Source organism: Metabacillus sp. 113a, assembly GCF_050107635.1.
Lineage (GTDB): Bacteria > Bacillota > Bacilli > Bacillales > Bacillaceae > Metabacillus_B.
The window spans coordinates 1-12,126 of sequence record NZ_JBNILJ010000014.1 but is presented as its reverse complement, the minus strand read 5'-3'; the positions used below and the strand labels follow the sequence as shown (position 1 = coordinate 12,126).

The 12,126-nt window shown below is 44.6% G+C and carries 13 protein-coding genes and 10 tRNA genes; 22 read left to right on the top strand and 1 reads right to left on the bottom strand.

Going from position 1 to position 12,126, the window contains the following annotated elements; all coding sequences use genetic code 11:
- Window positions 1-3: 3 nt before the first annotated feature.
- The 7 genes from ACQCVE_RS15910 (at window position 4) to ACQCVE_RS15880 (ending at window position 5,916) form a co-directional block, all read left to right on the top strand.
- Window positions 4-405 carry an anti-sigma regulatory factor gene (locus ACQCVE_RS15910; protein WP_123913334.1) on the top strand — a complete coding sequence of 134 codons (402 nt, stop codon included), beginning with the start codon at window positions 4-6 and terminating at the stop codon, window positions 403-405.
- Between the two features lie 10 nt (window positions 406-415).
- On the top strand, window positions 416-1,423 hold the full coding sequence (locus ACQCVE_RS15905; protein WP_426845355.1) for a PP2C family protein-serine/threonine phosphatase: 1,008 nt from the start codon (window positions 416-418) through the stop codon (window positions 1,421-1,423).
- A 62-nt stretch (window positions 1,424-1,485) separates the two neighbouring features.
- Complete coding sequence (locus tag ACQCVE_RS15900; protein WP_426845353.1) at window positions 1,486-1,818, top strand: anti-sigma factor antagonist; 333 nt, start codon at window positions 1,486-1,488, stop codon at window positions 1,816-1,818.
- Entirely contained in the window at window positions 1,815-2,297 is a 483-nt protein-coding gene (rsbW, locus tag ACQCVE_RS15895; protein WP_426845351.1) for an anti-sigma B factor RsbW, read from the top strand. Before ACQCVE_RS15900 ends, rsbW begins: the two co-directional genes overlap by 4 nt.
- A complete protein-coding gene (gene sigB, locus ACQCVE_RS15890) occupies window positions 2,263-3,054 on the top strand; it encodes an RNA polymerase sigma factor SigB (protein ID WP_426845349.1) in 792 nt (263 codons plus the stop codon). Before rsbW ends, sigB begins: the two co-directional genes overlap by 35 nt.
- Window positions 3,051-3,650, top strand: coding sequence for a PP2C family serine/threonine-protein phosphatase (locus tag ACQCVE_RS15885; RefSeq protein ID WP_426845347.1), 600 nt, complete (start codon window positions 3,051-3,053; stop codon window positions 3,648-3,650). The genes sigB and ACQCVE_RS15885 overlap by 4 nt, the downstream gene beginning before the upstream one ends.
- Window positions 3,651-3,753: 103 nt before the next feature.
- Window positions 3,754-5,916, top strand: coding sequence for a Tex family protein (locus ACQCVE_RS15880; protein WP_426863429.1), 2,163 nt, complete (start codon window positions 3,754-3,756; stop codon window positions 5,914-5,916).
- A gap of 222 nt (window positions 5,917-6,138) precedes the next feature.
- Here ACQCVE_RS15880 and cmpA read toward each other — a convergent pair whose 3' ends face one another.
- Window positions 6,139-6,249: a cortex morphogenetic protein CmpA gene (gene cmpA / locus ACQCVE_RS15875; protein WP_426845345.1), complete on the bottom strand. Its 111-nt coding sequence runs from the start codon at window positions 6,247-6,249 to the stop codon at window positions 6,139-6,141.
- Between the two features lie 108 nt (window positions 6,250-6,357).
- Between cmpA and ACQCVE_RS15870 the strand changes: the two genes are divergently transcribed.
- The 15 genes from ACQCVE_RS15870 (at window position 6,358) to ACQCVE_RS15800 (ending at window position 11,990) form a co-directional block, all read left to right on the top strand.
- The gene (locus ACQCVE_RS15870) at window positions 6,358-6,807 is read left to right on the top strand and encodes a SprT family protein (RefSeq protein WP_426863384.1); all 450 of its coding nucleotides are present in this window, start codon (window positions 6,358-6,360) and stop codon (window positions 6,805-6,807) included.
- Window positions 6,808-6,946: 139 nt separating this feature from the next.
- Window positions 6,947-7,021 (top strand) — tRNA-Asn (locus ACQCVE_RS15865).
- Between the two features lie 24 nt (window positions 7,022-7,045).
- Window positions 7,046-7,136 (top strand) — tRNA-Ser (locus tag ACQCVE_RS15860).
- Between the two features lie 14 nt (window positions 7,137-7,150).
- Window positions 7,151-7,222, top strand: a tRNA-Glu gene (locus tag ACQCVE_RS15855).
- 82 nt (window positions 7,223-7,304) lie between these two features.
- Window positions 7,305-7,379 (top strand) — tRNA-Gln (locus ACQCVE_RS15850).
- A 3-nt stretch (window positions 7,380-7,382) separates the two neighbouring features.
- Window positions 7,383-7,458 (top strand) — tRNA-Lys (locus tag ACQCVE_RS15845).
- A gap of 15 nt (window positions 7,459-7,473) precedes the next feature.
- Window positions 7,474-7,555 (top strand) — tRNA-Leu (locus tag ACQCVE_RS15840).
- Between the two features lie 20 nt (window positions 7,556-7,575).
- Window positions 7,576-7,658, top strand: a tRNA-Leu gene (locus ACQCVE_RS15835).
- Window positions 7,659-7,847: 189 nt separating this feature from the next.
- The gene (locus ACQCVE_RS15830; RefSeq protein ID WP_426863383.1) at window positions 7,848-8,447 is read left to right on the top strand and encodes a TetR/AcrR family transcriptional regulator; all 600 of its coding nucleotides are present in this window, start codon (window positions 7,848-7,850) and stop codon (window positions 8,445-8,447) included.
- 179 nt (window positions 8,448-8,626) lie between these two features.
- Window positions 8,627-9,478 (top strand): DUF4097 family beta strand repeat-containing protein, encoded by an 852-nt coding sequence (locus tag ACQCVE_RS15825; RefSeq protein ID WP_426863382.1) that lies wholly within the window; start codon window positions 8,627-8,629, stop codon window positions 9,476-9,478.
- 23 nt (window positions 9,479-9,501) lie between these two features.
- Window positions 9,502-10,161 carry a hypothetical protein gene (locus ACQCVE_RS15820; RefSeq protein WP_426863381.1) on the top strand — a complete coding sequence of 220 codons (660 nt, stop codon included), beginning with the start codon at window positions 9,502-9,504 and terminating at the stop codon, window positions 10,159-10,161.
- 106 nt (window positions 10,162-10,267) lie between these two features.
- A complete protein-coding gene (locus ACQCVE_RS15815; protein ID WP_426863380.1) occupies window positions 10,268-11,239 on the top strand; it encodes a TraB/GumN family protein in 972 nt (323 codons plus the stop codon).
- A 480-nt stretch (window positions 11,240-11,719) separates the two neighbouring features.
- Window positions 11,720-11,796 (top strand) — tRNA-Arg (locus ACQCVE_RS15810).
- 24 nt (window positions 11,797-11,820) lie between these two features.
- Window positions 11,821-11,897, top strand: a tRNA-Pro gene (locus tag ACQCVE_RS15805).
- A gap of 19 nt (window positions 11,898-11,916) precedes the next feature.
- A tRNA-Gly gene (locus ACQCVE_RS15800) sits at window positions 11,917-11,990 on the top strand.
- Window positions 11,991-12,126 lie beyond the last annotated feature (136 nt).

The window sequence follows — 12,126 nt, the reverse complement described above, 5'->3', positions numbered from 1 at the left end:
CCAATGGACAACCAATCCTGCGTGAAAATAGTGACTGAGTGGGATATCGTTGCAGCGCGGCAGCTGGGGCGCAATGTAGCGAAGGAGCTTGGCTTCGGAACGGTCGACCAGGCAAGAATAACCACCGCCATCTCTGAATTGGCAAGAAACATTTATTTATATGCCGGCCAGGGCCAGCTTTGTATAGAACAAATAGAAGAATACGGCAAAAGAGGACTGAAAATAATAGCCATTGATAGCGGTCCTGGAATTCCTGATATCAGAAAGGTAATGGAAGACGGATTTTCGACCTCAGGAGGACTTGGCGCCGGATTGCCAGGTGTGAAACGGCTGATGGATGAATTTAACATTCAGTCTGCTGCTGGAGAAGGGACCGACATAAGGGCGGTCAAATGGCTTCGCTAGGAGGCTGATTATGGAATTCAAGGAAGTTGTAGAAACGAAGTATCGTGAATTGCTTCATAATTATATAAATGAGATGACCGAGACAGCACTTTATCAGGGGCAGAAATTCAGCAGGCAGACGCTGCAGCAGCAAATTCCGCCTGAAGAGATTGTCAGCATCCACAGGAAGGTCCTTCAGGAACTGTATCCGGACATCCAAAATGATGTCCTGAATTCCCTGGATTTCCTTCTTGAAGTGATGATAGGATACGGGCTTGCTTATCAGGAGCATCAGATTTTGAGGGATAAGCAGCTGGAGATTAAATCTGAGATTGAGATTGCTGCCAATGTTCAGCAGACCCTGCTTGAAACGAAAATTCCTGTGTGCGATGCTCTCGATATCGGAGCTGTAAGCATTCCGTCCAAACAGATGAACGGAGACTATCATCATTTTGTTCAGGATGACAAACATATTAGTATAGCGCTGGCGGATGTGATTGGGAAAGGCATCCCGGCTGCCCTTTGTATGTCGATGATCAAATACACAATGGACAGTCTTCCCGAATCAAGGAAAGATCCTGGGTATGTTTTGGAAAATTTAAACCGGGTAGTAGAACAGAATGTGGACCCGAGTATGTTTATCACGATGTTCTATGGAATGTATGATCTTCACTCCCACGAGTTTTCCTATGCGTCAGCCGGCCATGAGCCGGGATTTTATTACTGCAAGGAAAAAGACCGTTTTGCTGATCTGGATGCAAAAGGTCTTGTGCTTGGCGTTGACCAGAATGTGAAGTACATGCAGTATGACCTTAAGGTAGAAAAAGGAGATATGGTCGTTCTGCTGTCAGATGGCGTCTCCGAAAGCAAATCGGAGGAAGAGTTTGTTGAGAGAAGTCATATTACTGACATGATCAGAAAATATGAGCATCTCCCGGCTCAGAAAATTGCAGACACGATTTATAAGGAATTCTTATCTATGCAGGACTTTCAATTAAGGGATGATTTTACCTTTATTATTATCCGCAGAAATGTTTAATAGTTTTTGGCAAAGGGTAGGAAACTAGTAGCATAAATTGTATTGGTCTGAGGTGACTATAGATGAATTTAAAGACAGTTATTGAAAATATGGATCAGCACACGAAGGTAACGGTTGCTGGTGAAATTGACGCTTATACAGCTCCAAAGCTTAGAGAGGAACTGCTCCCGCTAGCAGATGAAAGCGAACCGAAGCTCGTCATCAATCTAAGGGATGTTTCGTATATGGACAGCACAGGGCTCGGAGTATTTGTTGGACTCCTCAAAAATGTGCGCAAGAATAACGGCGAACTGCAGCTTGTCGAGTTATCAGAACGACTGGAAAGACTATTCACAATCACAGGTCTTAATGACATCATCGATATTTCATCAAAAGCAGAGGGTGGGGTACAATGAATTCAATTGTGGACTACATTGAAATGAAGATTCCTGCAAGACCAGAATATGTCGGCATTGTAAGGCTTACACTTTCCGGCATTGCGAGCCGCATGGGTTACTCATATGATGAAATTGAAGATTTGAAAATTGCCACAAGCGAAGCGTGCACGAACGCAGTGCAGCATGCTTATAAAAATGTAGATAAAGGTGAAGTAACCATTGGTTTTGGGTTATATGAAGACCGGCTTGAAGTAATGGTTTCTGATACTGGACAAAGCTTCAATTTTGAAGAGAAGAAAAAGGAGTTAGGGCCTTATTCTTCAGGTTCCAGTGTAGATTCCCTGCCGGAAGGAGGGTTAGGCCTTTACTTGATGGAAACGCTCATGGATGAGGTCCGGGTGCAAATCAGCACAGGAGTCACCGTATTTTTAACCAAGTTCTTAAATGGGGAGCGGGTGAATCATGACACAACCATCACAAACTACGAAGCTAACTAAGGAGCAAGTAAACGAACTGATCACCGCTTACCAGGAAACACAGGATGACCAGGCTCAGACGGATCTTGTCCATCACTACAGAGGGCTTGTGGAAACGCTGGCTAAGAAATATTCCCGCGGTAAAAGTTTTCACGAAGACCTGCTGCAGGTAGGAATGATCGGTCTTTTAGGCGCTATCAGAAGATACGACTCAGAGGTCGGAAAATCCTTCGAGGCTTTTGCGATTCCAACCATTATCGGGGAAATCAAGCGGTTTCTGCGCGATAAGACGTGGAGCGTTCATGTGCCAAGAAGAATAAAAGAGCTCGGACCGAAGATTAAAGCAGCTGTAGATGAACTGACAAACAGTCTGCAGCGCTCACCGAAAGTTTATGAAATAGCAGATTATCTTCAGGTGACAGAGGAAGAGGTCCTTGAAACGATGGAGATGGGAAAAAGCTATCAGGCGCTTTCCGTTGATCACTCCATTGAAGCGGATCCTGACGGCAGCACCGTTACCATCCTGGATATCGTCGGTTCTCAGGATGACGGATTTGAACGGGTTAATCAGCGAATGATGCTGGAAAGCGTTCTTCACGTTTTATCTGAACGGGAAAAACAAATTATCCAGCTTACGTTTATCGACAATAAAAGCCAAAAAGAAGCAGGCGAAGAACTGGGTATCTCGCAAATGCATGTTTCACGCCTTCAAAGGAGAGCCATTCATAAGCTGAAGGAAGCTCTGGCAGCTGATAAGTCAGTGGAGTATTATCAATGATCGTCCGTGAAACGAACGAACGCATTCAAGCTCTGGCTTTTCAGCTGCAGAAAAAAGGAAAGTCCCAGTGCGGCGACAGTTTTTTTATGAAAACAACGGATAAGTACTTCGTTTGTGTATTGGCGGATGGACTGGGAAGCGGGGAACTGGCTCATGAATCTTCGCAGGCCATCAGTGATATAGTGGAGAGATACCATGAAGAAGACATAAACCAGCTGCTAATCCGCTGCAATGAGGAACTGAAAACGAAGCGGGGCGCTACGGTATCCATATTTAAAATGACGTTTTCCGATCAGCGGCTAGCTTATGGATCGATTGGCAATATACGTTTTGTCATGTACAATCCTGCAGGAGACTTCGTCTATCCACTGCCCGTCCTCGGATACATGTCCGGCAAACCTCAAAAATTTAAAGTAAACTCCTACCAATATCAGCCAGGTGCAAAATTCATTGTCCATTCAGATGGCTTAAAGGTATCTGCCATAAAGTCACTTCTGCGTGACTATGCAACGGTAGAAGACATTTCTGAAGCGTTAATGTCCCATACGGAAGATCGCGATGATGATCTCACTTATATAGCCGGTCAAATTTTTTAACAACCTTAAAAAATTTACCGGCTATTTATTTTGCAATTGCTTAAGACCCTGCTATTTTTGATATGATAGAACCATCTCAGTTATCGGAGGATGTATTATGGAACTGGAAAATCAGGAACGTTTATTGAAAGTATTAAATGAAAATTTGGGAATCCCTTATAAACAAGTGAAAAGTGTGATTGATTTGTTGGAGGAAGGGAATACAGTTCCTTTTATAGCACGCTACCGGAAAGAAAAAACGGGTGCGCTTGATGAAGTGCAAATCCGCGACATATCTGAGTCATGGCAATACATGCTGAACCTCGAAAACCGTAAGGAAGAGGTAATCCGGCTAATCGAGGAGCAGGGAAAGCTCACTGGTGAATTGAAGAGCGAAATCTCGTCCGCAGTCAAGCTTCAGCAAGTGGAAGATCTGTACCGGCCTTTTAAGCAAAAACGGCGCACAAAGGCCACAGTTGCAAAGGAAAAGGGGCTGGAACCGCTGGCTGAATGGCTGATCCAGCTTCCAGCCTCTGAAGAGCCGCTGGAAAAGGCGAAAAGCTTTATTAATCCTGATAAAGAAGTTGAAACAGCTGAAGCTGCCTTAGAAGGGGCGAAGGATATTGTAGCGGAAAAGGTTGCAGATGAACCGGTTTACAGAAATTGGATCCGGGAGCAAACCTTAAAAAAGGGCATCCTTGCTACATCTGCTAAAGATCCGGCGAAAGACGAAAAAAATGTATACGAAATGTATTATGAGTACGAAGAACCTGTACATAAGGCTGCACCGCATCGGGTATTAGCCATGAACCGCGGGGAAAAAGAAGGGATACTAAGAGTAGTGGTCAATCCGCCAGCCGACCAGATCCTTTCCTACTTATTCAAAAAACAGCTCGGATCTAAACAAACCTCTGTTAAACAGCTCATGGAAGAAGCGATAGAGGATGCATATAAGCGCCTGATCGAACCATCCGTGGAAAGAGAAATCAGAAAAGAGCTGACCGAAAAAGCGGACGCACAGGCTATCCACATTTTTTCAGAAAACTTACGAAATCTCCTTTTGCAGCCGCCTTTAAAAGGGAGAGTCGTACTTGGGCTGGATCCCGCTTATCGTACTGGCTGCAAGCTGGCCGTAGTTACAGAGACCGGTAAAGTGGAGCATATTGGCGTCATCTATCCTCATGCACCAGTGAATAAGCGGGAGGAAGCGCTCAAAGCCATCCTTAAATTAATCGATGGCCATAACGTTGAAGTGATAGCTGTAGGAAATGGAACAGCTTCAAGAGAAAGCGAACAGCTTGTGGCAGATGCGATTGAACAGTCCGGCAAAGACGTTGCCTATCTGATTGTCAATGAGGCAGGAGCAAGTGTTTATTCCGCATCTGATTTAGCAAGAGAAGAATTCCCTGATTTAAAAGTAGAAGAAAGAAGTGCTGTATCAATAGCCCGAAGGCTCCAGGATCCCCTTGCAGAGCTGGTGAAAATCGATCCAAAGTCTGTTGGAGTCGGTCAATACCAGCATGATGTCAGTCAGAAAAACCTGAATGACTCCCTTACATTTGTCGTGGAAACTGTAGTTAACAGAGTAGGTGTCAACGTAAACACCGCATCCCCTGCTCTTCTTCAATATGTATCAGGGCTGTCAAAAACAGTGGCACAGAACATTGTGAAGAAAAGAGAAGAGCTTGGAAAAATTACAAACAGGACCCAGCTGAAAGGAATTCCCCGACTGGGAGCGAAAACATACGAACAGGCGGTAGGGTTCCTGAGAATTATAGACGGAGACCAGCCTTTGGACCGCACGTCCATTCATCCGGAGAGCTATAAAGAAGTATCAGGCCTGCTTAAGCGCCTCGGTGCTTCCGCTGAAGATTTGGGAAGCGCAAATCTAAAAGAACAAATACAAGGTTTGAATCTTAAGGAGACGGCAGCAGAATTTGGAATAGGCGAGCTTACTCTTAAAGATATATGTGACGCTTTAATTCAGCCCGGCCGTGACCCGAGGGATGAGGCGGCAAAACCATTACTGAAGAAGAACGTTTTAAAGCTTGAGGATTTGAGCAAAGGGCTGGAGCTCCAGGGTACTGTTAGAAATGTCGTGGATTTCGGCGCATTTATCGATATTGGGGTAAAACAGGACGGATTGGTCCATATTTCGAAGCTTAGCCGGCAATATGTAAAGCATCCGCTGGATGTTGTAAGCGTTGGCGATGTCGTAACTGTATGGGTGGACTCGGTGGATGTTCAAAAGGGCAGGGTTTCACTGACGATGCTCTCCGGCGAATAGCAAATAGAGTGCATGATTTTCGTTGGCATCGATTGTACCCGGAACAAGGACACCTGCAGGGTTCGTCGCTAAAGGGCTCTTCCATATGACCCAAGTACTCTGCCAGCAAAAAGTCGAAGTTCCCACCCGAAAAACTTTTCCAGGCTGGATGACCGGCCACTTTCAGCCGGCGATTTTTGGCCGATCACCTTATTTTTATCGCAAGGCCAACACTGCTTCCTTTCAGCAGTGTTTTTTTCTGTAAAAATACCAGCATTGATTCAGGAGCTTGATCTGGTAATGATTTTTTTCATAAAAGGCTCTCATCATCTGATTTTTAAGCCAGGATGGCATTGCTCATACCTCCTTAATCGTTATAATGGAGTATGGGTATTAGCTAGTGTATGCATGGAGGAAATGTCCTGTTCTTAGCCCAAGACCGGTAATAGAAAGGTGTTATCAATGGATCAGCAAAAGCTTCAGGCGTTAGTGGAAGAAATCTCTTCCAGCTGTTTTAATAAACCATTTACCCATAAAGCTGTCTTCAATAACAGACTGCGTTCAACCGGGGGAAGATATATGCTCTCCTCCCATGACATAGAGATCAACCCGAAGCAACTTATTGAGCATGGCGAAGAAGAACTCAAGGGCATCATTAAACATGAGCTGTGCCATTACCACCTTCATCTTGAAGGAAAAGGGTACCGCCATCGGGATAAAGACTTCAGACACCTGCTCGCAGAAGTTGGAGCTCCGAGATTTTGTACCCCTATACAAGCTGCAAAAGCGATGAAAACCATTCATTTATATACATGCAATTCCTGTCTCCAGCGCTATGAGCGAAAAAGGAGAATGGATACGCGAAAGTATGTTTGCGGGAAATGCGGCGGTCCAATCAGACACATGATTTAAAGGTTGACTGGAAGCGGGGTTATATGATAAATTATAAAAGCCGTCGGGGAAGACGAGCTTCATTTAAAAGTAATTTTCTTACGAGCATTGACTTTTAGTCATAATTTGTCTATAATCAAAGAAGTCTGCTGTTTATTATTCCGCAGTAGCTCAGTGGTAGAGCTATCGGCTGTTAACCGATCGGTCGCAGGTTCGAGTCCTGCCTGCGGAGCCATATTATTTCAGTCAGCACACGGATGGGGAAGTACTCAAGTGGCTGAAGAGGCGCCCCTGCTAAGGGTGTAGGTCGCGTAAGCGGCGCGAGGGTTCAAATCCCTCCTTCTCCGCCATCTATTATTAATACGGCCCGTTGGTCAAGCGGTTAAGACACCGCCCTTTCACGGCGGTAACACGGGTTCGAATCCCGTACGGGTCATTTTTTATTTTATGGCAGCTATTTTTCAAAGCCGGCCGGGAAATTGAGGCATTGTTCTCAGCCTGAGCCATCTAATAAGCAATGGGCTATAGCCAAGCGGTAAGGCAACGGACTTTGACTCCGTCATGCGTTGGTTCGAATCCAGCTAGCCCAGCCATCCGAGCCATTAGCTCAGTCGGTAGAGCATCTGACTTTTAATCAGAGGGTCGAAGGTTCGAGTCCTTCATGGCTCACCATTTTATTTTTTATACGCGGGTGTGGCGGAATTGGCAGACGCACCAGACTTAGGATCTGGCGCCTTCGGGCGTGGGGGTTCGACTCCCTTCACCCGCATTTTACTCTTACTAATTCAAGCGGTCGTGGCGGAATGGCAGACGCGCTAGGTTGAGGGCCTAGTGGGGGCAACCCCGTGGAAGTTCGACTCTTCTCGGCCGCATCATAAACGTGTTAAAATTTTATCAAAACACTAAGTACCAGGGCTTCTATAAGCTTTGGTACTTTTTTATTTCCGAACAAGCTGACCCTGTTGTAATCTTGACAGGAGTATCAGGTGCGTTTAAAATAAAAACTGAACAGTCAATCAAGATAAAAAATAAGCAATCAAATTCACTAAGGCGGAGAATGGATGAAAAACAAACAGTATTTAATAGCTGATGCGCGCAAAGAGCAAATTATTAAAGCTGCTATAGAGGTATTGAGAGATAGTGGTTATGTAAACACAAGCCTCTCTAAAATAGCCAGTAAAGCAAAGACCAGTACAGGACTGATTTCATATCATTTCTCAGGTAAAGAGGATTTAATGAACAATATCCTCGTCTATTTGGTTGAAGATGAGAAAGCTTTTATTAAGGGAAGAGTAGAAAATGAACAAACGTATTTGGGGAAATTAATGGCGTTTGTAGAAGCGGGCATAGAGTACCGGGATAAATACCGCGGAAATATCACTGCATTACTTGAGATCGTTTTTAATGTACGCACACCGGACAATGTCCCATATTTTCGGATGGAAATGAATCCAGAGGAAGAAGTGCAAGTTTGGTTAGAGGGGATCCTTTCTGAAGGAAAAAAATCAAATGAATTTAGTGACTTTGATAGCAGGGCAGTTGGGATGATGATCAGGGGGGCTATTTCATTAGCCGTGTCCTTGCCTCGAAATGAAAATGATTTAGGATTTAAAGATTACAGTGAAAAGGTAAAGGAAAACATTATGAAAATGATTAAATAAATTTGTTTGATAAAGAAAGCTCATTTCAATCCAGATAGAGTGTAAGGCTTTCTTACACTCTTTATGAGCAGAAGGATTGACTATCTATTTATACCTAAAAACTGATTGATTAACCAATATTTAAATTAGTTATTCACTAAACAGACTATAGAAAGTGATTTTAAAGGAGAGAGTTGTTCTTGAACAATAAAAAGAGGTGCCTGCTGGGGATCGCACTGATTGTCTTGAGCTTCGCTGGAACGGCTTGTCAGCCGCTAAATTATGTCGACAAGTTGGCCGCGCACGAGCAAAAATGGGAGTTTACACAGGACGAACTGAGTGCGCTCACCATCGAGAGTGAATATGACGTGAACATGGAGTTCATCGCCAGCCCCAATGACACCAACTATGTGGAAGTCAGGGGCAATATGCAGCAAAATACGATCGATGAGTTGAAAAAGACAGAGATCTCAGGGAATACTTTAGAACTTCAACTGCAAAAGGATGTGAAATTAGTAGCACCTGCCTATAAGTCTATTAAGACGAGGGTAATTGTAGCGCTGGCGGATAAAACCAGACTGCAGCAGATTAGCTATAAAGCGAACTTCGGCGACACCAGCTTTACTGGTTTAAAGGCGGAAAATATCGACCTGTCCGTTTCTTCGGGGAAACTGCGCACGGAAGCTATCAGCGCCGGGCGGTTGAAGTTAACTTCAAAATCCGGGGATATTACGGCGGAGCGAATCCAGGGGGATGCGAAAATCCAGATGCACTCCGGCGATATCAAGGTGGATGGGCTGAAGGGCACTCTGGCAGTGCAGTCCACTACCGGCAACGTTAATGTAACGGGGCAGCGTTCGGATAGCATGGATATCTCCGCTCGCAGCGGAGATGTGACTTTGTCACCCGATCCGGAGTTCAAAGGATTTTTTGACTTGAAGACCACTTCCGGAAACATCACAGCGCCCGAATCCCCTCAAGGGACGACAGACGTTATTAAGGTAAGGACAGTTTCGGGTGATATTCGGATTGGCAGGGTTTCGCCAATATAAATATACAAAAGGGAGTTGAAGAAATGTTCAAAGAGATACGCAGACGTAAAGCAGCGCGACGGGTCAAGGTCGGTAATGGGCGTCCGCTAAAGGACTTCCGCTGGTGGCAGCCGCTATCCCGTGCACTGTTTTACCTCACATTGACAAACGATGCCGGCCGGCAAGAAGTGTTCGCAGTTGACGTCCCGTATTGGCAGCAGTTTTTCTCTGCAAATGATGATAAAGGGACTGCCCACCTTTACCTCGATGGCAAACATTACGCCGAGTCTAAACTCCCTGCTGCCTTCCCCGTGGCTGGAGGAACGATCGAAGTAGCGTCCACGGTTTTTGGCCTTAGACGCTGCCATTTCGTAACCGACGAAGGTACGGTGCACCAGCTTATCCCGGATGAGAGTTCTGCTGAAGGACGGCGTGCGCGTCTCGATCGCGAACACCCCGGTTTGAGCCGCTGGATCCGTTTCATTTCGCTGATTATGCTCATTGTTCCGATGGTTCTAGCCATCCCTCAGATCCTCGATGCGGTCACTCAGGTACCCGAGATCGCTCAGCGCTTCGGGACCTTCAACTCACCTATTACCCTGCCGGTGTGGATCAACATTGGACTCGGTTTATGCGCCGCGGCAGGGAGCGTGGAGCGCGCAACGAGACTGCGCTGGAATGCATTGCTAGACGGGAACTTGTAGAAGGCAGGAGCACGTGTGAGTCAATTTATTTACGCATCCAGGGGTTCTTCAAGGCTCAGCCTTGTAGAAGGGCCTTGAGCTTTCCTATGGAAAAAAGGAGAGAGTGATGAACGACATGTCAAAATTCACATCGCTAATTTACTTTCTATTGGGTACAGTATTACTTGCTGGGTGTGCCAGTAATAATGATGTTCCATTAGAAAAAGAAGAATTAAATCAGCAATCGATCACTAAGAAAGTAAGGGAAACTGCACCAGATTATGATGCCGATGGGGGGTTCTTATGGAAAGTAACGAATGGAGAGACAACCATATATGTGCAAGGAACCTCACACTTGGGTCATGAAGACTTTTATCCGCTTGCTGCTGAAATTGAAGAAGCTTACGAGAGTTCAGATGTTGTCCTTCCGGAGGTCAATATGCTTGAGGTGAAAGTAGAGGAAGAAGAAATGAACAAACTCGCTATGTTCAAGGATGCCACGACTCTGAAAGGCGTTTTATCTGAGAAGTCTTATGCCGGGCTCTCTGATATATTTGAAGAGAATGATATGGCGATAGAAGATTATAACAGCTTTCAGCCGTGGTTTGTGGAGAGTTTGTTAAGTCAGATTAGTGTGAAGAAAAGTGATCTGGCTCCAGAGCAGGGGGTTGATTTATATTTTCTTAAACGTTCTTTAGTGGATAAAAAAGATATCGTTGAATTAGAAAGCGTTGAAATGCAAAATAAAGTGCTAAGTAATTTTAGTATGGACACACAAGTGCGGATGCTAGAGAGTTCCATAAACGCTCACGACGAGGCAGCAGCTTCATTAAACCGATTAGGGTATAACTGGATTCAAGGCAAAGAGGATGCTTTTACTGATCAGGTTTCGGAAAGTTTCAGGGAAATTGGAGAAGAATATAAACGGGAGATGAATGATACCCGTAATATCAATATGGCAAATAAGCTTGATGAAATCTTAAAGAAAGATGACGGGCAGACCTACTTTGCTATGATTGGTTCAGCTCATGTTTTGATTAAGCCGAGCGTTCCGGGTGAGCTTGAAGACAAAGGATATAATATTGAACGAATCTATTAACGGTTAATGGGGAAAAGACTGGATCATTCATAGGATGCAGTCTTTTTTAGCTATCAATATAATAATTGCCTAAGACGAACATAGATTGAATTTTCATCATTCAGGATGTGCCGGCCGCAGCGCTTCTTGCTAAAGTAAGTTCCAGAAAAGAGGGTTTTTTAATAATGTAAGTACACAGACAAAGAATGATAATTGAATGGAGCGGTGCTGTCAGATTCTATGATGGTTATCAGAATGGTGATGGCGTGGAAGCGGAGGGAGGGGTTCGGCTATTCCTGGCCGCGCTAAAAACATTTTGAAAAATGATGTTGACAAGAAAAAAACGATTTGATATTATATGTAAGTCGCCGATACGCACACAGCGCTTTTGGCTTCTGATCAGAAGGTTAGAATTTTACCTATTCTCGGCCAGATGAAAAAACAGTTTAAAAAATTGTTGACAAGAAATCGAAAATTTGATATTATGTATAAGTCGCCGATGCGCCCGTAGCTCAATTGGATAGAGCATTTGACTACGAATCAAAAGGTTAGAGGTTCGAGTCCTCTCGGGCGCGCCAATATAAATTTTAAACTTGCGGTAGCGGGAAGTAGCTCAGCTTGGTAGAGCACTTGGTTTGGGACCAAGGGGTCGCAGGTTCGAATCCTGTCTTCCCGACCAGAAAGTATACATATTATATGCGGGTGTAGTTTAATGGTAAAACCTCAGCCTTCCAAGCTGATGTCGTGGGTTCGATTCCCATCACCCGCTCCAATTTACTTAAAAATGATCTTTGAAAACTAAACAAATCGAAGTGCCAACGTTAATTCTAAAGTTTTAAACAAGAGCTAGTCAAACTACTTTTTGGAGAGTTTGATCCTGGCTCAGGACGAACGCTGGCGGCGTGCCT

Coding starts and splice junctions, on each gene's coding strand:
- ACQCVE_RS15910 (WP_123913334.1), top strand. CDS start 4: ATGGACAACCAATCCTGCGTGAAAATAGTGACTGAGTGGGATATCGTT.
- ACQCVE_RS15905 (WP_426845355.1), top strand. CDS start 416: ATGGAATTCAAGGAAGTTGTAGAAACGAAGTATCGTGAATTGCTTCAT.
- ACQCVE_RS15900 (WP_426845353.1), top strand. CDS start 1,486: ATGAATTTAAAGACAGTTATTGAAAATATGGATCAGCACACGAAGGTA.
- rsbW (WP_426845351.1), top strand. CDS start 1,815: ATGAATTCAATTGTGGACTACATTGAAATGAAGATTCCTGCAAGACCA.
- sigB (WP_426845349.1), top strand. CDS start 2,263: ATGACACAACCATCACAAACTACGAAGCTAACTAAGGAGCAAGTAAAC.
- ACQCVE_RS15885 (WP_426845347.1), top strand. CDS start 3,051: ATGATCGTCCGTGAAACGAACGAACGCATTCAAGCTCTGGCTTTTCAG.
- cmpA (WP_426845345.1), bottom strand. CDS start 6,249: ATGCCATCCTGGCTTAAAAATCAGATGATGAGAGCCTTTTATGAAAAA.
- ACQCVE_RS15870 (WP_426863384.1), top strand. CDS start 6,358: ATGGATCAGCAAAAGCTTCAGGCGTTAGTGGAAGAAATCTCTTCCAGC.
- ACQCVE_RS15830 (WP_426863383.1), top strand. CDS start 7,848: ATGAAAAACAAACAGTATTTAATAGCTGATGCGCGCAAAGAGCAAATT.
- ACQCVE_RS15820 (WP_426863381.1), top strand. CDS start 9,502: ATGTTCAAAGAGATACGCAGACGTAAAGCAGCGCGACGGGTCAAGGTC.
- ACQCVE_RS15815 (WP_426863380.1), top strand. CDS start 10,268: ATGAACGACATGTCAAAATTCACATCGCTAATTTACTTTCTATTGGGT.